This window comes from Lysinibacillus sphaericus (assembly GCF_006864135.1).
GTDB lineage: Bacteria > Bacillota > Bacilli > Bacillales_A > Planococcaceae > Lysinibacillus.
Genome location: NZ_SADV01000004.1, coordinates 155,140 through 175,157 on the forward strand (window position 1 = coordinate 155,140; position 20,018 = coordinate 175,157).

General features: G+C 35.4%; 19 protein-coding genes, 1 riboswitch and 1 other annotated feature. Of the genes, 15 read left to right on the forward strand and 4 right to left on the reverse strand.

Going from position 1 to position 20,018, the window contains the following annotated elements:
* Positions 1-522: 522 nt before the first annotated feature.
* Both C7Y47_RS06820 and C7Y47_RS06825 read left to right on the forward strand, forming a co-directional pair.
* Positions 523-741, forward strand: a complete 219-nt coding sequence (locus C7Y47_RS06820) for a hypothetical protein (RefSeq protein ID WP_142508081.1) — start codon at positions 523-525, stop codon at positions 739-741.
* Between the two features lie 278 nt (positions 742-1,019).
* Entirely contained in the window at positions 1,020-1,490 is a 471-nt protein-coding gene (locus C7Y47_RS06825; protein ID WP_142508082.1) for an NUDIX hydrolase, read from the forward strand.
* 31 nt (positions 1,491-1,521) lie between these two features.
* Here the strand turns inward: C7Y47_RS06825 and C7Y47_RS06830 are convergent, their stop codons facing one another.
* Positions 1,522-2,697, reverse strand: coding sequence for an aminotransferase class I/II-fold pyridoxal phosphate-dependent enzyme (locus C7Y47_RS06830; protein ID WP_142508083.1), 1,176 nt, complete (start codon positions 2,695-2,697; stop codon positions 1,522-1,524).
* A gap of 221 nt (positions 2,698-2,918) precedes the next feature.
* Between C7Y47_RS06830 and C7Y47_RS06835 the strand changes: the two genes are divergently transcribed.
* Positions 2,919-3,734: a hypothetical protein gene (locus C7Y47_RS06835; protein WP_142508084.1), complete on the forward strand. Its 816-nt coding sequence runs from the start codon at positions 2,919-2,921 to the stop codon at positions 3,732-3,734.
* A 47-nt stretch (positions 3,735-3,781) separates the two neighbouring features.
* On the opposite strand, the gene C7Y47_RS06840 is transcribed toward C7Y47_RS06835, so the two are convergent.
* Entirely contained in the window at positions 3,782-4,576 is a 795-nt protein-coding gene (locus C7Y47_RS06840) for an enoyl-CoA hydratase/isomerase family protein (protein ID WP_142508085.1), read from the reverse strand.
* Positions 4,577-4,941: 365 nt separating this feature from the next.
* Here C7Y47_RS06840 and C7Y47_RS06845 point away from each other — a divergent pair, with 365 nt between their 5' ends.
* From C7Y47_RS06845 to C7Y47_RS06860, 4 genes are all read left to right on the forward strand, one after another.
* Positions 4,942-5,817: a tyrosine-type recombinase/integrase gene (locus C7Y47_RS06845; protein ID WP_142508086.1), complete on the forward strand. Its 876-nt coding sequence runs from the start codon at positions 4,942-4,944 to the stop codon at positions 5,815-5,817.
* 75 nt (positions 5,818-5,892) lie between these two features.
* A complete protein-coding gene (locus C7Y47_RS06850; RefSeq protein WP_142508087.1) occupies positions 5,893-6,465 on the forward strand; it encodes a hypothetical protein in 573 nt (190 codons plus the stop codon).
* A 241-nt stretch (positions 6,466-6,706) separates the two neighbouring features.
* Positions 6,707-6,970: a binding site (T-box leader), on the forward strand.
* A gap of 64 nt (positions 6,971-7,034) precedes the next feature.
* Positions 7,035-8,264, forward strand: a complete 1,230-nt coding sequence (locus C7Y47_RS06855; protein WP_142508088.1) for an MFS transporter — start codon at positions 7,035-7,037, stop codon at positions 8,262-8,264.
* Positions 8,265-8,335: 71 nt separating this feature from the next.
* Positions 8,336-8,749, forward strand: coding sequence for a GNAT family N-acetyltransferase (locus C7Y47_RS06860; protein WP_142508089.1), 414 nt, complete (start codon positions 8,336-8,338; stop codon positions 8,747-8,749).
* Positions 8,750-8,980: 231 nt separating this feature from the next.
* On the opposite strand, the gene C7Y47_RS06865 is transcribed toward C7Y47_RS06860, so the two are convergent.
* Positions 8,981-9,601: a sterol desaturase family protein gene (locus C7Y47_RS06865; protein ID WP_142508090.1), complete on the reverse strand. Its 621-nt coding sequence runs from the start codon at positions 9,599-9,601 to the stop codon at positions 8,981-8,983.
* Positions 9,602-9,628: 27 nt separating this feature from the next.
* Positions 9,629-10,306, reverse strand: coding sequence for a GntR family transcriptional regulator (locus C7Y47_RS06870; RefSeq protein ID WP_142508091.1), 678 nt, complete (start codon positions 10,304-10,306; stop codon positions 9,629-9,631).
* Between the two features lie 941 nt (positions 10,307-11,247).
* Here C7Y47_RS06870 and metK point away from each other — a divergent pair.
* The 8 genes from metK (at position 11,248) to queE (ending at position 19,681) form a co-directional block, all read left to right on the forward strand.
* A complete protein-coding gene (metK, locus tag C7Y47_RS06875) occupies positions 11,248-12,423 on the forward strand; it encodes a methionine adenosyltransferase (RefSeq protein WP_142508092.1) in 1,176 nt (391 codons plus the stop codon).
* A complete protein-coding gene (locus C7Y47_RS06880) occupies positions 12,423-13,925 on the forward strand; it encodes an aminotransferase class I/II-fold pyridoxal phosphate-dependent enzyme (protein WP_142508093.1) in 1,503 nt (500 codons plus the stop codon). Before metK ends, C7Y47_RS06880 begins: the two co-directional genes overlap by 1 nt.
* Entirely contained in the window at positions 13,915-14,349 is a 435-nt protein-coding gene (gene speD, locus C7Y47_RS06885) for an adenosylmethionine decarboxylase (RefSeq protein ID WP_082172725.1), read from the forward strand. Before C7Y47_RS06880 ends, speD begins: the two co-directional genes overlap by 11 nt.
* Positions 14,349-15,203, forward strand: coding sequence for a polyamine aminopropyltransferase (gene speE, locus C7Y47_RS06890; RefSeq protein WP_142508094.1), 855 nt, complete (start codon positions 14,349-14,351; stop codon positions 15,201-15,203). Before speD ends, speE begins: the two co-directional genes overlap by 1 nt.
* A gap of 299 nt (positions 15,204-15,502) precedes the next feature.
* The gene (locus C7Y47_RS06895) at positions 15,503-17,377 is read left to right on the forward strand and encodes a leucine-rich repeat domain-containing protein (RefSeq protein ID WP_142508095.1); all 1,875 of its coding nucleotides are present in this window, start codon (positions 15,503-15,505) and stop codon (positions 17,375-17,377) included.
* A gap of 144 nt (positions 17,378-17,521) precedes the next feature.
* A riboswitch (PreQ1 riboswitch) is annotated at positions 17,522-17,568 on the forward strand.
* A 252-nt stretch (positions 17,569-17,820) separates the two neighbouring features.
* Entirely contained in the window at positions 17,821-18,483 is a 663-nt protein-coding gene (gene queC, locus C7Y47_RS06900) for a 7-cyano-7-deazaguanine synthase QueC (protein WP_142508096.1), read from the forward strand.
* Between the two features lie 3 nt (positions 18,484-18,486).
* Positions 18,487-18,960 (forward strand): 6-carboxytetrahydropterin synthase QueD, encoded by a 474-nt coding sequence (gene queD, locus C7Y47_RS06905; protein WP_142508097.1) that lies wholly within the window; start codon positions 18,487-18,489, stop codon positions 18,958-18,960.
* Positions 18,953-19,681, forward strand: a complete 729-nt coding sequence (queE, locus tag C7Y47_RS06910) for a 7-carboxy-7-deazaguanine synthase QueE (RefSeq protein WP_142508098.1) — start codon at positions 18,953-18,955, stop codon at positions 19,679-19,681. Before queD ends, queE begins: the two co-directional genes overlap by 8 nt.
* Positions 19,682-20,018: the final 337 nt, after the last annotated feature.

A 20,018-nucleotide genomic window follows, 5' to 3' on the forward strand; every position in this document is an offset into this window, starting at 1 on the left:
ATCGAAATGATTTGGATATCCTTTTTTTATTGATATAAAGCGACTTTTTAACAATTTTCATACGAATTTGTATATCAAATCGCATTACATTATAGAAAGTTCTTTAACGATGCGAATACATAATCTTTATTTTGCTCGAATTAGTTAACGTATTAATTTAAACAACTACGGTGCAGTTTATTTGAAGAAGCATTATAAACCACGTTAATTCTCGCTTAAAAGACATTTATCAATCAAAAATGTATAATATAGTTAATTAAACTTTTTGACGAACCTCCCCGTATGTTCAGGTGGCACAGGAATCGTGCTCAATTAAGCATCCCTCAACAATAAAAGGTAAAGTGGTAGTTGTTATTGTTATGAAGGGAATGTTTACGAGTCTTAAGGGATTTCAAATCGTACTACAAGCATTCACTCTATGCGAAAGTTTTCTAGTCTTTAGTAACAGGATCGTTGAAGGACCTATTAAAGAGAAATAAACAGTAATGAATATGTTTTACTGTATTATAAGGTGGTGTATCAATGAGAAATGTAAAGGACGCTGCGACCATAGCTTTGGCTATTATGATTATCAAGTTAGTATTCAGACTGATTCCACCTCATACGAGGTTCGATAGCCTCGAAAAAGGCATCTGGGTTGAACTAGGAATTATTTTAACTGCTTACATAGTTTTATTTGTAATCGTTTACCTAATACTTGTAGTAAAAAGAAGGCATAAGAAAAAAGATGTAGAACGCTAACTTTTGCATATTTAGCGCAATCATAGTAGGCAAAAGGTAATTTAACAGATATTGAAGAAAAGATAAAGAAGTCGTTATACAATAAGCTGGGTACTTCACGAAATATCAAACCAAGTTGCACAAAAAGGTACTGCGAATTGTCTTCTTTGAAAGACATGGTGGAAATTTGGTTGTAGCGACACAAAAGTGACTGGAGACTATGTGTTAGTGAAAATATCAGTCAATTTTAACGAATAAGAGCGTTGTATAAATGAAACTTACAGTTAAAGGAGGATTTTATGGGATATATACAAGATTTGCGTAAAGTAGTTGGAACTCGACTATTAATTATGTGTGGTGCTTGTGTATTGGTCATTAATAATCGTCAACAGGTTTTAATGCAGCTTCGGAAAGATAATGGGTGTTGGGGGTTAATTGGGGGATCAATGGAGTTAGGGGAAACATTAGAGCAAGTTGCCCATCGAGAATTATTTGAGGAAACAGGACTAACTGCTAAAAGTCTACAATTAATCAACACGTATTCCGGACAAGATTTTTATTATCAATATCCGCATGGTGATGTAGTTTATATCGTTGTTTCAGCATTCGAATGTAAAGAATATAGCGGTCTCCTAGTTCATGATCAAAATGAGGCAACAATGCTACAATTTTACTCTTTAGATGATTTACCCAAAAATATTAGTCCTCCTGATAGACCGATACTAGAGGATTATATCGGTAACTATAGAAAAAGCCCTTCCAACCATTAAAGTTAGAAGGGTTTTCATATTGTATATATGTTTATTTCTGTGATGTAATTTGCACTTGTGCTAAACGATCAACAGCTTCCTGCAACAATTCTTTCGGTTGTACTAAAGCTAAACGTAAGTAACCTTGTCCAGCTGAACCAAATACTGTACCAGGGACTGTCACGATACCAGCTTGTTCAATTATTTTAAATGCAAGCTCTGTGCAGTCAATATCGTACGGATATTTTGCCCAGACAAACATGCCACCGTCAGAAGGGGCTGCATCCCATCCTAATTCACGTAAGCCGTTCATTAATGTTTTATGGCGTTCTGAGAATATTGCACGTAGGCTTGCTGTAATTTCCTCTGCGTTATCAAGCGCTACGACCGCAGCATCTTGAATTGGTTCGAAAATACCGAAATCTAAATTTGATTTTAATTGTTTTAAAATCGAAATCATCTCGGCGTTACCCGCGATATAAGCGATACGTGTACCAGCAAGGCTAAAACTTTTCGATAATGAGTTAATTTCCATCCCGACTTCTTTTGCTCCAGGAGTGGATAGGAAGCTAATCGGGCCATCACCTGTAAAGTAGAACTCAGAGTATGCCGCATCATGTAGAACGATGATGTTATATTTTTTAGCAAATGCAATGACTTTTTCAAAATAGGCTAATGAAGGCATTGCTGGTACTGGGTTACCTGGTAAGTTTAGAATTAGTAGCTTAGCTTTTTGCGCAATATCTTCAGGAACAGCATCTAAGTCTGGTAAATAATCGTTGTCAGCTGTTTGAGGCATATAGTAAGGTGTTGCCCCTGCTAGATGAATTCCTGCATCATAGGCAACGTAAGCTGGGTTTGTGGATAATACGATATCTCCTGGATCACAAAAGGCGATTGGTAAATGTACTAAGCCTTCTTGAGAGCCAATCGTTTGAATGATTTCAGATGCGGGATCTAAATCTACATTGCTACGACGTTTATAATAACGACTAACTGCATCATAAAAACGTTGTGTGCCTGTTAAAGTATAGCCATAGGATTCTGCTAAACCCGCTCTATACGATAAATGCTCGCGAATTTTAGCGTCTGGGGGAAGGTCTGGGCTACCTAAGCTTAAATCTATTATTTTCATGCCTTTAGCTTCCTGTTGTTTAGCATGATTTTTTAAATCTCCGAAAATTGCTGGTTTAAATAATGACATTTTTTTAGATGGTACGATTTTCAAACTAGTACACTCCTTATAGTTGTATAACAGAATAGTAGTTCACATTTTATCATACTAAAGCACATAAAGGGAAAGTTATTCTGAAAAAAGAATATATTTCTAAATTAAAGAAGATGTGTGCCTATGCTAGCGGAAATGATTTAACTTATGTTGGGAATAATAATTTTAACGGAAAAAATGTTATGTTTCTGCTATCATGAAATGGAAAGGAGCTGTATAACATGAATGTATATTCTTTAAGTGGGCCAAGTGGAACAGGGAAAAGTACAAGCGCACTTGTTTTCGCCCATAAAATTGGGGTAGAGGCTCTTATTGATGATGGTCTTCTTATTGTCAATGGTGTGAAAGTAGCGGGTATCTCCGCAAAATTTGAGAAAAATACGATAACAGCCGTTCGTCGAGCTATTTTTACAGATGATACACACTGCGAGGAAGTAAAAAACGCACTCGATACATATAAGGTACAGACAATTTTACTGATCGGTACGTCCGATAAAATGACAAAAACGATAGCTCGACAGCTAGAGCTTGGTCCTATCGATAAATTTTACTACGTTGAGGATGTGCGTTCCCAAAAAGAAATTGCAAAAGCGCGCTTTATTCGACAGACGCAGGGGATGCATGTAATGCCTATACCGTATCGACAAGTCGAGCAAAACTTTTTTAAACGACTCGTTCAAAGAGGGATCGAGATTTTCTCGTCAAAGCGTGAAAAAATAGGGGAGACGACAATTGTTCGCCCTGATTTTCAACAAGAGTATATCGATATTAGTAAGCATGTTTATGTGCAACTACTAACGTATTGCTGTGCAAAGCAAGATAATGTACAGAAAGTCGAGCACGTACATTTCGTATTAGGCGATCTAGCGCAAGCAACGATTACATTGCAGCTCAAGCTACCTATTAATTATTCCTTACCAGATCGATTGCATACAGTACAAAAAACGATACAGGAGGAATTTTATAAGCATTTTGGTTATGAATTAGATGCCATTCATCTTCACATTAAGTCGGTAGCGTTAAAGCGAAAAGACTAAAAACAGGTACCTCCAATCGCTATTAGGGCGAGCAGAGTACCTGTTTTTTATTTTGATTGACGTGTAAATTGTGGCTGACGTTTTTCTACAAAGGCACTGCAGCCTTCCGCAAAATCCTTTCCGACAAACGGTGTTGAACCTTGCCATAATGTGGGTACACTGTCCACGCATTCTTGAACAGATTGCTTCACAGCCAGTAAAGATTCAGGTGACATCCCTGCAACAAGTTTACCCATGCGAATCATGTATTTATTTAAATCTTTTTCAGTTACTAAATAGTTAAGCATGCCAATCTTGAAGGCTTCTTCAGCTTTAAACATACGACCAGTAAATACTAAATCTTTCGTCGTAGAAGGGCCAACTAGTTGAACTAAACGTTGTGCAAATTTATTATTTAAAGTGATCCCTAATTTACCGACAGGGATGCCGAGCTTTGCTTTTTCAGAGCCGATGCGAATATCACAAGCTAATGCAAGCTCTAAGCCAGCCCCCATTGCGGGACCATTAATGACGCCAATCGTTGGAATCGGTAAACGCTCAATTGTGGATATCGTTTTTTCCATATGTACAAATGCTTCTTCGGCTTTTTCAAGGGATATGGCGTTGAATTCTTTAATATCAGAACCTGCCGTAAAATTTTCACCAGAGCCGCGTAAAATCAATACTTTATTTTTCGGATTATTTAATACTTGTAAGGCAATTTTTGCTAATTGATCCCACATATTTGCTGTTAGTGCGTTTTTAGCCTGTGGACGATGGATCGTAATTATTGCTAGCCCAGCCGTTTCTTGATAAATAATTTTTGCGTCTTCTGCTTCAAGTCGAGTTGTTTTTACTTGCATACTTGAAAAGCCCCCTACATGTATAGTTGATACTCTTATTATATAACACAAACAGCAATAAACACTAAATTATACGAATTTTCATGTAAATTAGCCCGGTTATACAAGAATAGGGTCATTTTAAAGAAATTGTCCTACAACAATGTGCGGAAAATTACTATTGTAAGAAAACAAAAGATGTGGGACACTGCTATAAGATCATTTGTTTCCTATTTTGAAAGAAGCATTTGAACATGGGAAGCGGGATCATGTATAAATACCACAGATTATCCGACATTACAATTTAAATAAATGAATTTTAACTAACGCCCCAAAAATATAGTAAACTAAAATAAAACACGCACAGTAACTAAGGGGGGCACAAGATGGTCACACTAGTGGAAGCATGGAATAGCTATTTTTTACTTTTAAACTCTTTGAAGAAAAGTGCGGCTACGAAAAAACAATACAATATAGATGGACAGCAATTTTTAGCGTTTGCTCATGAGAACAACTACTTGTATGTAGATCATTATTTAAAAGAATTGTTATATATATATAGTAATTATTTGAAAGAGACCTACGCAAATGGCAACACGTTTAATCATAAAATTGCTACTTTACGGGGTTTTGTTGACTTTGTCTTTTTAAGAGAGTGGGTAGAGCCCTTTGACTATGAGGGCATTTTACAGCCAAAAAAGCGACAAAAAAAGGCTTTGAAATTACTGACGAAGAAACAATTGCTGCAAATTGCGAATGTCTGGCCAACTTATTTTCAATACGCTAAAACAAAGGAGCATGCTTGGCTAGCAAGACGTAATGGCTGCATTGTCCAACTACTCATGGAAACAGGATGTAAGCCTGCAGAGCTTGTATGTATGAAATGGTCTCATATTGATTTTGAATCTTCGGTAGTTTTCATTGCTAATCAAAACGGGCGTAGAGCAATAAAGCTTTCTCCAATTTTAATGGGCATGTTGGTGCACTATAAAGAGGCAACTGAGGAATTACATGAAGATAAGCTAGGAGAATGGGTTTGGGTAAGCGAGGCGAGTCAATCAAAAGCTATCTCAACAAAAACAATTGAGCGAATTTTCCAAACTGTTTCGAAGGATATCGGTACAAATGTGAGAGCTACGGATTTGCGCTATACCGTCATGCAAAAGGCTTTTAAAAGTGAAAATACAATCGAAAGTATTCAAGAAAAGATGGGCTATGTACGAAAATGGGTGCTTACTGAAAGACAGGGACGTTTTGAATAAAGATGGATATTTGTTTCGTCTGTATTGAATTGATATTAAGCGTAAGGGCACGCTTTCTGATTATAGGAGGTTATCATGGATTACTTTAAAAGTAGGGAATTTGAGAAACATAGAAAAAATACATATAGCATTTTAGAACAAATACCTATTGCTAAAAGCCCGGTTGGTTGGACTTTTAGGGGTAATTTTAGTATTAGTGGTTTTGAATATTTTGGGTTTGATGAATCATCCGACTTATTACTTGTTGTATCTAGCGATGGTAGAGGGATTATAGATTTAGCAAAAGCAGAAAAAATTTCTCGAGATTATTCAGATGACTTTGATTTAGATGAAACTTTGTTAATTTGTAAAGGTTTCGACGTTTTAGAAGACAAATCGATTAAATTGGCAGGGAAATATGGTGGGAGTATACTGCCTATCAGTAATAAATTCGGGGATAGTTTACAAAGAGTATCTCCTCTTTATCCTTGTGAAGATATAATTTATCAACCTGCCTTTGAGGACTGTTTGATCGAAGGACACAATAAAAATTGTGTTCGCATTTATAGAGGTTTTTTGTATTGCTATGGATTTTCATTTAGTGGAAATTATTTTGTAATTGCAGATGACGGCGGTATTTTATTTTGGGAGAGAAATAATGTCGTATAATTGATAATATACACATTTTTTTATTCCTTAAATAGATATTGAATAAAGCAATCGCTTCTTGTGCTAACGAAACATTAGTTTAATAAGAATAGTTGTGGTAATGCATGAAGTAAATAAATTCTGTAACACCAATACTTTAAATGAAAATAATTCTGTATTTATCATGGAAAGAATAGTAGTGGTCATACTTTTTTGTATTGAATTTCAGTTTGGAATAGTATAAAATTTACAAAAATGCATATAAAAAGCTATGAAAAGAAGAGTAAACATATGTACTATCAACAGAGACCTCTGGTAGCTGAAAAAGAGGGATAGGAAATGTGTTGAAACAAGTCTTTGAGCTGTGTATAGGATTTGTTTGCTGGAACAATGATGATGCAACGTGTTCTCACGTTATAGAGATAGAGTATCGCAGGTGATTTATTTACAAAGCCGTACTCGATAAGGTTTCTGCAGCAATGTAGAAGTAAACTGGGGTGGCACCGCGATATGACTCGCCCCCAAGATAAATATCTTGGGGGTGAGTTTTTTTATTTTGTTTTTTAAAAAATAAAATAGGAGTGGTGATTATGTCCAGATGGAAATATCCTTTAATACTATTAGGAGGAATAGGCATTTCAAATGTGGGTGCATGGGTTTACCTAATTGCACTGAATTTAATAATATTGAACGAAACAGGTTCCCCACTTGCAATTGCTTTATTATATATACTAAGTCCAATTGCAATTATAAGTTCTAATGCTTGGTCAGGTAGTTTAATTGATCGGGTAAATACACGGCGACTTATGATGGGATTAGACGTTTTCCGAGCAATATGTATTGCGTTAATTCCATTTTTACCTTCACTTATTTATGTTTATGTACTAGCGTTTATCATAAATATGGGAAGTGCTATTTTTCAACCTACATCTATGGTTTATATGACTAAACTTATACCAGAACAAGATCGGCAACGCTTTAATGCACTACGTAGTTTTATCAACTCTTGTGGTTCACTAATAGGTCCTGCTATTGCTGGGATATTATTTTGGATGGGTACTCCTTATACTGCCATTCATGTAAATGCAGTGGCATTATTTATTTCAGCACTTATTATAATGATGCTACCTAATGTTGATACAAGACTCAAAGAGACAGAGGGGCAAAGATTTACTTGGGATATGATAAAAAGTGATGTTCGAATTGTTTTTAATTTCAGTAAGGACAATATTTATGTCACAAAAATATATTTATTATTTTGTTGCACTACTATATTCATGACTGCAATAGATTCTCTCGAGGCAGCATTTGCTAAAGGCGTACTTTCAATATCAGACACCAATTATGGGTTTTTATTAAGTGTCTTTGGAGCTGGAATAATAATAGGATCAATTATTAATTCCGTATTTTCAAAACAACTTGCAGTTAATCTTTTAATAGGTATTGGTACCATCTTTACCTCAATAGGTTATATAGTACTTTACAGTTCGAGTGGCTTTATTAGTGCAGTGCCTGGTGTATTTTTAATCGGTTTTGCAGTAACGTTTGCAAATACAGGGTATTTGACTTTCTACCAAAATCATGTCCCTGTGACGATGATGGGAAGATTCGGAAGCATCTTTAGTGTCATTGAGGCAGGTTTTATTGTTGCTTTCACGGTTTTAATAGGTTTAGCTGCTGAATTAACTTCAATCCGTCCTGTGGGATTAATAGGTTCATTTTCCTTCTTCTTATTAGGGTTATTGGCATTAAAAGCTGTATCAGGTGCAAAACGGCAGAAATATTTTATAAAAGATGCTTCTTCTTTAAACAGTAATTAAAAAAGGGCAGAAGTGCTGAATAAAGGTATTAGGAAACGTATTAATTAAAATCGTATAAAGGGGTCGAATAAATGAAATACATTGAATCCGAAAAGGTCACTGAAGAAGAAAAAGAACATATTTTTCAAGAATTATTAAAATACAATCTTGATAACATTGAAGATAAGGTAGTAAAAGATATTGGTCTTTTTGTAGAAGATGAAGAAGGAAATAGAGTTGCGGGATTGATTGGTGATACACATGGAAATTGGTTAGAAGTAGAGTATTTATGGGTAAGTGAAAAACTTCGTGGACAGCATATTGGTACGGAATTGATGCGTAAAGCTGAGAAGATTGCTATTAATAGAGGATGCAAATATGCCTTCCTCAATACTTTTAGTTTTCAAGCACCTGATTTTTACGTGAAGCTAGGCTATGAAGAAGAATTTGTACTCAATGATTATCCGCTAACGGGTAAGCGATACTATTACACAAAAAAACTTTAAGATTCAATTGTTAATAAGAACGCTGAATATGGTTAGTTTATTAAAGGCGACCGAGGAAGATACGGAGAAATTGAAGTAGAGGACTATTCTCGACTTTGCAACAATCAAATCAATATGTATCATACAATCTAAGGACTTGTGAGTAAAATAACACACAAGTCCTTTTGTTATACTTCCTCAATCGCTCCTACAGCGCCTCCTACAAGACATATTTTTTATAATTTCTATTTTCTAGTTGTCGCCGCGTTTCTCTAAATTTTTAGCAGTTTTACTTTGTTCAACATTCTTTTGTTTTTTAAAGGTACCCATGAGAAAATCATAGGCTGGGTTCGTAACACCATACCAGTAATTTTCATTTTTGAAATGATGCCATAAATGAACTTTTTTCATCCAACGTCCCCATGGAGATATTGGTCGAAGGGGGCGGTGAGCGATATAATGCTTCCACTCATAAAATAATAAAAAGAGCATGATGCCTGCTATAAATGCGTTTGTCATTACAAAGCTAGATGAAAAAATATAAAAAATGGCTGCTGCAATTACAATGTTTGGCACACTATACCATAAAGGTAAAAATAATAAATGTAATTCATTCGGATTTGAATGGTGGTCGTAATGTAAGCGTTTAAGCATTTTTAACAAAAATGCACTTTTTGGTGGTTTCAGATGAAAAAGAAACCTGTGTGTAACATACTCAGCTAAGGAATACATAATCATTCCCAGAATAAAAGTACCCAACATTCCGATAGAGGTTAAATGTAGAAGCATAAATCCAAAACTAATAAGGAATAGACAGGTCATGATTAATATATCAGGGTAGGAAAAATATTCTTTAAAATATTTCAATTTCATTTATCACGCCTCCAGTATTCTTTATTTTTATCTATCTTTCCAGAGTGCTAAGCTTTTCGCCATGGTTGTCGTAGACAGCCTTTCCGCTTCCATTGGATCTCCCTTTAATGCAGCGTTTAATAAGTCGCGGTAATAGTTGAAGGACAACACACGATGTTCTTTTACAGAAAAATATCTTTTTGCCATACCCATATAAATGGAATCGAAGCTATTTAAAATGAGTAGAAAGATTGGATTGACGGCAAGGCCAGCACACCTCTTTTGCAAATCCCAATCAAATGCTGCATAGCTTTCAGCACTATCTTCAAGCTGCTCTAGATTGGCAAGGAGAGCAACTACTTTAGGCTGATTAAACTTGACAGCATTATGAATATAAGTCGGAGCCAAAGAACTTCTTAATTCTAATAAGTACATGATAAATTCATCTGTTATGGTATGATGATTCTCAATAATATTAACAAGTGTCGTTAGATTCCCATTGCGCCAATAATCATTAACAACCGCAGGCATTCCTTTTCTCCCTGTTATCCATCCACCCCTTCCTAAACGTTGAAGAGCCTCTCGAATAGTTGGTCGACCAACACCAAATTTTTTGGCAAGCTCTCTTTCCGGCGGTAAAGTACTTCCTACAAAATAAACACCAGCCAATATAGATCTAATTAATTCAGTTTCAATTTTATCTGAGGAGCGTTCCTTTTCTTTCAAATCCTCGTCCCCTTTGCTTTGTGGTAATACAAATTAAATACAGTGGTAATACCAAAAATTATATATCTAGACTGAATTTTCTGTCAATAGTAAGTGAAAATTTTATAAAAAGGATTATCAAACAAGCAACTAAAATACTTAGTAGATAATTATTTGCATCAAATAATTAATAGCAGGAGGGAAAGAGCATTAAATCAGCCTTCGCTAAGACAAATGAATTTTCAATCCATAGCTTTGGTGGTCATAGTGGTTTTAAAGAGAAGAAGTATCCTTTAGTGGAAAGCACCTAGTAGTTTAATAAATATGGTTAAAATTTAGTCAATCAACACACCATGTTTGAAAGAAAGAATCGTCAGGGTCTTCTTATAACTGACCAAAAATAATATTCTGAATTATGGAAATTCGAATGATTTTTATCAATAAAAGACCTGAAAAATTCCTATATATTCCTCGATGAAATAAAATTTTTTATGTTTACAATATGTTATTTTGACACATCTATTAGCAAATTTAATAGGAGTTCATTCTATTATTAATATAAAAAACCTTAGAGTGCATCATTATTCATTTTTTATAATAATTATTAATGTGTTGCAAAACGTTACACTTAGTATTTTTTAGTTCAAAAGGTAAATGAAATAATTTTCATAGCGATTAATTATAAAAAAATAAATTGACACTCAAATGTTTATGACTTAATATGAGTCTCAGCATAATAATATAGCTCTTATTAATAACCGTTGAGACGAGGGGTCGAAGATACGGTGGCCAAACAATTTAGTTCATCATGAACTGAATCCAGTGGGCCGAACCTGAGCACAAAATTAAACTTTTGTGAACAATAAGAGGAACAGCAGCTGATAGTATTCGAAGCTTTCCTTAAAATTGGGTGAGCTTTTTTTTATGCCCTAAAAATCTATAATTGTTAGGAGCAGTTAAAATTGTCAGAAAAAGTATTATTCACATCGGAGTCTGTATCGGAAGGACATCCAGATAAAATTGCAGACCAAATCTCAGATGCAGTATTAGACGCAGCATTATCGCAAGATCCGCTATCACGTGTGGCATGTGAAGTATTCACAACTACAAACACAGTAATTGTTGGTGGAGAGATCACTACAAAAGCAGAACTAGATATCGAAAAAATTGCCCGTAATACCCTAATCGGCATTGGTTACACAGATGATAAGTTCGGCATTGATGGTCATAACTGCAATGTACAAGTTTTAGTACATACGCAATCTCCTGATATCGCAATGGGTGTTGATTCTTCAAGCGATACAAAAGAAGTTGGTGCTGGTGACCAAGGTATTATGTTCGGTTTTGCAACGAATGAAACTGAAAACTATATGCCTTTAGCAATTGAAATGGCACATATGCTTGTCAAACGTGCAACTGGGTTACGTAAAAATGGTCAATTCAAATGTGCTCGACCAGATATGAAATCACAAGTTACCATTGATTATTCGGACAGTATGCAACCTAAAATTGATACTGTTTTAATGTCAATCCAACATGATGATGATTTTGACCGAGTAGCATTCATTGATTACGTTACAGAAAATGTAATTAAAGCTGTTGCGAAGCAATTTGGTATGAATGAGGACTTCCGAATTTTAATTAATCCAACTGGTCGCTTCGTAGTAGGCGGACCACACGGAGATGCAGGTTTAACAGGACGTAAGATTATTGTTGATACTTATGGCGGCGCAGCTCGTCATGGTGGTGGCGCATTCTCTGGTAAAGACTGTACAAAAGTTGACCGTTCAGCGGCTTACACAGCGCGATACGTTGCAAAAAATATTGTTGCAGCAGGCTTGGCAGATAAATGTGAAATCCAATTATCATATGCAATTGGGGTAAGTGAACCAATTAGTATCGCTTTAGAAACATTTGGTACAGAAAAAGTAGCAAAAGAAGAAATTCTAACAGCGATTCGTCAATTATTCGACTTAACGCCAACTGGCATTATTAACATGCTAAATCTACGTAAACCACAATATCAACAAGTTGCAGCTTATGGTCACTTTGGACGTAGTGATGTCAACGTAACTTGGGAAAAAACAGACAAAGTTTCGGAATTAGAGCAACTCTTAACAGTTGCTATGGGCCAATAATGCAATGCGTGCAAAATCGAGTGGCTACAGCGGAATTTTTAGCCACTCAGGACCGCATGCCATTATTTGAAGCTTTAGTCAATTATACTAAACAAGATGTTACGCCGTTTGATGTACCTGGTCATAAAATGGGGCTACATGAAAACCCATTAAAATGGACGCTTGGAGAAATGACATTAAGAATGGACGTAAACTCGATGAAGGAACTTGATTTATTAAGTCATCCGGAATCGGTTATTAAAGAAGCTCAACAATTAGCTGCACAAGCATTTAATGTAGACTACGCTTACTTTTTAGTAAATGGCACTACTGTAGGAATTTTGGCGATGATTTTAGCGACATGTAAACAGGGGGATACATTGATTGTACCTCGTAACTGCCACAAATCAGTTATGAACGGCATTATATTAAGTGGAGCAAAACCAGTATTTATTCAACCTGAAGTTGATCAATATTTTGGTATTGCACACGGAATTTCAGTTGAAAATGTAAAAGTGGCACTTGCAGAAAATCCACAAGCGAAAGCTTTACTTGTAACGTATCCAACATATTTTGGGTCGATGAATCAACTGCAAGAAATTTGTAAGCTTGCACATGAACAAAATGTAACCGTTATTGTTGATAGTGCACACGGAGCGCATTTAACATTTTTACCTGATGCAAACGATGCCATTAGTGCTGGTGCCGATGCAGTAACAGTCAGTATGCATAAAACCGGGGGTTCATTAACACAAAGTTCGCTTCTATTACTACAAGAAAAACGAATCGATTCGAAGCATTTGCAAAAAGTATTAAATATGCTGCAAACGACGAGTGCAAATTATTTATTAATGAGTTCTTTAGATGTAGCACGAAGAGAATTAGCGGTGTATGGACAACAACGTTATAGCCAATTAAAGTCAATTGTTGATGCGGCAATTGAGGAAATTGAAAATAATTCACGCTATGAAGTGCTAAAAGCTGAATATGTACAACAAAATTTCAATCAATCCTATGATTGGACGAAACTTGTTATTCGTGTGAACGATCTCGGTTTAACTGGTTTCGAAGTTTACACAATATTGAAACAACAATATGGCGTTCAAGTAGAACTTGCTGAAGGATATGTCATAATGGCAGTCATTAGTCATGTTGATACAAATGAAACAATCGGTAAATTAGTACATGCGTTAAAAGATATTGAACGTATTCACGCAAAAAAAGATGCGATTCAGTCAGCTTATGTGACAGCGAATCAAATTAATAAATTAGCAATGACACCGCAACAGGCGTGTAATGCTGAAACAGAAACAATGTTAATTTATGATGCGGTAGGTCGAATTAGTGCAGATTCATTAATGATTTATCCACCGGGAATACCACTAATTATCCCTGGTGAAGTTATTTCAGAGGAAGTAGTAGAATTATATAACTTCTATTATCTTAATTTTGGGAATGTTCTGTTCGAAACGAAAGAAGAAAATTATATTACAGTCGTAGGGAGACAAATAAATGAGCATTGAATTATCAACATTAGGAAGACACGTATTAATTGAATTTTATGGTTGCCCAAGTGAAATTATTGAGCAAAATGCATTAATCGAGCAATTTATGAATGAAGCTGCTGACTATTCTGGGGCAACAATTGTAGAATCTTGCTTCCATCATTTCAACCCATATGGGGTTTCGGGTGCAGTAATTATTGCTGAATCACATTTAACGATTCATACTTGGCCAGAATACGGATTTGCTTCTGTAGATGTTTACACTTGTGGTGACTCTGTAAGTCCTTGGAAGGCAGCAGAATATTTAGAACAAAAACTGCAAGCGAAAAAGACAGAATCATTTGAAGTACCACGTGGAATGGCAGATAAAATTCGCCAATTTGCAGAACAAGAAATTGATACAATTCTAGTGAAACAAGAAGTATTAGAGGACGTGATTTAATGAAATGGTATACAGAACAATGGAGCGATAACTGTAAATTTTCAATCGGATACAACGAAGAGATTCATAGTGAACAATCTCCGTTCCAAAAAATCGATTTTTATAAAAGTGAAGAGTTTGGTACTTTCTTCACGTTAGACGGTTTGATGATGGTTAATGAAAAAGATGAGTTCGTTTATCACGATATGATTACGCACCCAGCATTCGCTACTAACCCAGATATAAAAAAGGTATTAATTATTGGTGGTGGTGATGGTGGTACTGCTCGTGAAGTACTACGTTACGAATCAGTAGAAAAAGTAGTTATGGTTGAAATCGATGAGTTAGTATTCCGTTTAAGCCAACAATACCTTCCAATTACAGCTGCAGGTGTCGAAGAAGATCCTCGTATGGAATTGATTTTCGATGATGGCTTAGCTTACGTTCAAAACGCAGCTGATCAATCATTCGATTTAATATTAGTAGATTCTACTGATCCAATTTCTGTCGGTGAAGGTTTATTTACAACAGCTTTTTATAAAGAATGCTACCGTGTATTAAATGAAAAAGGAATTTTAATTAACCAACACGAATCACCATATTTCACGGAGTATGCAGAAAACATGCGTAAAGCACATAAAAAAATTAAAGGTATTTTCCCAATCGCAAGCGTATATCAATTCCATATGCCAACGTATCCATCAGGACACTGGCTATTCGGATTTGCTTCAAAAGCATTACATCCAATTAAAGATATTCAAGTAGATGCTTGGGACAAATTTACTCTAAAAACGAAATATTACAACACAGATTTACACGTTGGTGCATTCGCCCTTCCTACATTTGTGAAAGAAGCACTTGATCGCGATGAGTAAACCTTTAAACGTAGAAGCTAACTCTTACGTTAGAGGATTATAGAGACTTTCTGGAGCTTGTTGCGAAGGAAGTTGAGGCTTTGTTAGATTTATATTTCCAGTGCCGTATCACAAGTCATAGTAAACCAGAAGTTTAAACTTATTGTATAAAAAAGTGAATAAACAAAAAAAGTCGCCCATAAGGCGACTTTTTTTGTAGGTCTTAAGGTGGAAGATAATTAGTGTTTAATAGAAATATTGACAATTATTTTTCGGACAACTAAGCTTAATTAAAAGTAGAGCTGGAGAGGGGATTGCCAGTGGAATTCATTAAATTAAATTGTCCGAATTGTAATGGAAAAATTGAATATAGAGAGGGACAATCATTCAAATGTCCTTTTTGTGAAACTGAAATAATGTTGAAAGAAAATAAAGTTTATTATGTTGATCAGACGATTAATAATTATTATGGTACAACTTCTGCGCATAAAGATACACGTCCAAAAACGAATTTAAAAGCGCTTTTAATAATACCGATTGTCTTCCTTTGTGCATTTCTTGGTTATTTTCTTTTGAGTGGCAATCAAACAGAATTTGGTAACCATAAGGAAATATCTATTCGGAAAATGCCAGAAAGCGAAGTTCTTTTATTCTTTTTAAAAGATATTTTTGATAAAGGTGAAGCAATGCCGTCTAAAGAAGAAATCGCAAGTATCCGTTCTTTGACGGCATACTATTCTGAAGATCAATGGCATTTTGATTACAGTCTTGACGATCCGTTTACAAATAAGCAAGCCAAAATTTCTACCTATATCATTATGGATAAGTTATTAAATACACAAAAAATCGAACAAAAAGATTTTGAAGCCTTTACTGGTCTGACGGCATTGAACTTGATGGGCGATTATGAAATATCACAAAGTGAAAATGTAAGCTTCCGACATCTGGAAGGTTTAAAAAGCTATACAGGTCGCTTTAATGAATCATTTAGTAAAATTGCTGACTATTTTAGTGATAAGTCTAATGTTGTAGAGCTCTCTATTCAAATTCGAAGTAATGATGAACTTGCTTTACTATTACAATTTTCTAATCTTCAATCACTTGAAATTTCGTATCATACCGAGGAGATTACAGATTTCCCACTGCTGAATAAACTGCCGTTAAAATCATTGTCTATAAAATTTGCCAACGATTTGAAGTGGTTGTCGTTATTAACTGATTTAGAGTCGTTAGCAATAGATTATAGTGAAGCAACAGATTTTAGCTCGTTCTATTCACTGAATCAATTACAAAATTTGAAACTTACAGCAGTAAAAAACTTAAAAACGCTTGATTTTATACAAAACATGCCTAGTTTGCAAACACTTGATCTTGAAAATATGGATATTACGAATGTAGAACGTCTTAGAAATAAGTCATCATTGACAAAGCTTCGCTTAGCTTCTCTTTATAAATTAGAATTGCTTGATATTATGAACAGCCTGACTTCACTGACCGATTTATCGATAACTGGTTATAGTGGCCAAATAGCACCGATTGTAGCACCAAATTTAAAAAAAGCAGAATTAACAAGTACTTTCCTACCTAAGTTAGAGGCACCTGCTTTAAAAGATTTAACTGTTGATATAAGTGGGGGACAGTCGTATTTGAATGGAGCTGAATTATTGAAATACCCACAGCTAGAACAACTTACAGCAATGGAGTCTGGCGATTTTATAGGGATCCGTTCTTTAAATCGTCTACCTAATCTGCAAACAATAAATTTAAAAGAGACCACTTTTTATGAAGAGACGAGTGAGTTATTCAATTTACAGCATGTAAAAACGTTAAATTGTAATGAGTGTAAGTTCCAATTTAATAGTCAACATTCGTTTAACAACAACAAACTGGAACATTTAACTTTGAATAATGTATCCTTCCGAATAGATAATGGTGATTGGGTACATGAAGTTGATCAGGTAATGCCTTACTTTGTTGGCCTTACAGCTTTGCATTCATTCACTATACAAGATAGTTCACTACAATCATTGAGTTTTATGGAAAAGTGGCAACAAATTGAGGAGCTTCATTTGGAAAATAACGCTATTTCGAATGTAGAGCCTTTAGTGAATTTGCCCAATTTAAAAAAGCTATATATTTTAGGAAATCAGGTGCAAAATAAATCTGTTCTAGACAATGGAATTATGATTTATTGAGGTAATATGACTATATTGTGAATGAATTAAATCTCAGCAAAGTGTTTAGTGTACTATATAACAGTGTTTTTTCCAGAGAAGAAAAATACAATTGACGTTTCATACTATTTTTTGTATTATATTGAAAAGAATGCCCGGACTAGATCGGGAGAGGTTCATAGCAAATACCCTCTATAAAAAACTATGGAAACATGACAATATGCCATGTCCATATCGGACGTGGCTTTTTTTTATGTTTTTACTTATGTTTTAATAGAATGATTGGTAATGCCTCTCTTGAAAAGTGTTGGGAAACATTTTACAAGGAGGTTTTTTTATGTTTTACCGAAGCCGTGATTGAATTGAACTTTTTGATACTAAGGCACACAATATTCGTTAAAAAAATAAGAAGAAAGCAGCTCTTTTTTAGAGTGCTGTTATTCGATATAAGGGAGTTTTTCTAGATGAAGCAGGAAAAAGCAATTGTTGTATTTAGTGGAGGTCAGGACAGTACAACCTGTTTGTTCTGGGCAAAAGAACGTTTTGAAGAAGTTGAGGCTGTTACTTTTGATTATGGTCAAAGGCATCGTCTTGAAATTGAATGTGCGAAGGAGATAGCAGGGGAGCTCGGTGTCAAGCATCACATTCTTGATATGTCACTCCTGAATCAGCTTGCTCCGAATGCATTGACGCGACAAGACATAAAGGTAGAAGACGGAGAAAATGGTGAGCTTCCATCGACCTTTGTACCTGGCCGAAATCTTCTTTTTCTTTCATTTGCGGGCGTTTTGGCGAGCCAAGTAGGAGCTAAGCATATTGTAACTGGCGTTTGTGAAACGGATTTTAGTGGATATCCGGATTGCCGAGACGTTTTTATTAAATCCTTGAATGTAACGTTAAATTTATCGATGGATGATTCCTTTGTGATTGATACACCGTTGATGTGGCTGAATAAGGCACAGACATGGGAGCTTGCCGATCAGTTTGGGGCACTTGAATTTATTCGGGAAAGAACGCTGACTTGCTATAATGGTGTAATAGCAGATGGCTGCTGTGGTGAATGCCCGGCATGTAAACTGCGAAATAAAGGGCTTGATGAGTATTTGAGCTTCAGGAAGGAGTCTTAAGGCATGTCAGAATATATAATCGTCGATAAACTCCAAAAAATAGATGAAGATATTCAAAGAAATCAATTGAACTATCATGCAAAGCGTGTACTCATAAGCAAAGAATTTACTTTCGATGCGGCTCATCATTTACACAATTATGAGGGGAAATGTAAAAACCTGCACGGTCATACGTATCGCGTAGTATTAGGACTGAGTGGATACACAGATGAACGCGGTTTGGTGATTGATTTTGGCGATATAAAAGCAATATGGAAACAAAAAATAGAAATTCATTTGGATCACCGTTATTTAAATGAAACGCTTCCACCCATGAATACGACGGCAGAGAACATTGTTGTTTGGATTTATGAAAAGTTGACTGAGGCCTTGCTTGATGAACAAAGGTATAACAGTACGCGTGTAGAGTTTATCAGACTATATGAAACTCCGACAAGCTATGCCGAAGCTAGACGGGAGTGGATGGAAGTTGAGTAAGGTACCTGTTATCGAGATTTTTGGACCGACGATTCAAGGCGAGGGAATGGTCGTTGGCCAGAAGACTATGTTTGTGAGAACTGCAGGCTGTGATTATTCCTGTTCTTGGTGTGATTCATCATTTACGTGGGATGGTAGCGGAAAGCATCTTATTGTCCAAATGACAGCAGAAGAGATTTGGTCTGAGTTGAAACGCCTTGGAGGCAGTGGTTTTTCATTTGTCACGATTTCAGGCGGCAATCCTGCACTCCATCAAAATTTGGAAGAACTTATTGCGATTTTAAAAGAAAATGACATAAAGGTCGGGGTGGAAACACAGGGAAGTAGGTGGCAAAAATGGATGTATGAGATTGATGAACTGACAATCTCACCAAAGCCACCTAGTTCTGGAATGACCACAGACTATTCGGTGCTCTCTGATATCTTCGAAAAGCTTAAAAATCGAAATAGTAATCACCATATATCTCTCAAAATAGTCGTATTTAATCAAGAGGATTACGATTATGCTAAACAAATTCACCATCGATATCCAATGATTCCTTTTTATCTCCAAGTCGGTAATGATGATCTCACGACGACTGACAATTCACGATTAATTATTCATTTATTGGATAAATATCATGCACTGATTGATAAAGTTATTAATGATGAGGAATTCAGAGATGTCAAAGTACTACCACAGTTGCATGCCCTTGTTTGGGGGAATAAAAGAGGTGTATAGATAGTGTGTCATTACAAGAAATTGTATGGTGTTATCATTATTCATTAGGCTTCCATCAGATACGTGGTGTGAAAGTATAGGCTAATTTGTTTTATTAAAAGTCAAATTATAAGCCGAAACTATTTTAAATAGTGAATTCTTATTTAATGTCACACTTTTAGAAATTAAAAGGATAGAAGAGCTTAAATAAATTCGCGCTCTATCTATCCTTTTTTACCACAGATATGACCCTATTTACTACAACAATTAAATCAATCGAATGTTGCAGTAATTTAAAATAAATCCTCTTAGTGATAAATAACAAAACCGAATTTTCACAAATAATAAAAATTCCTAC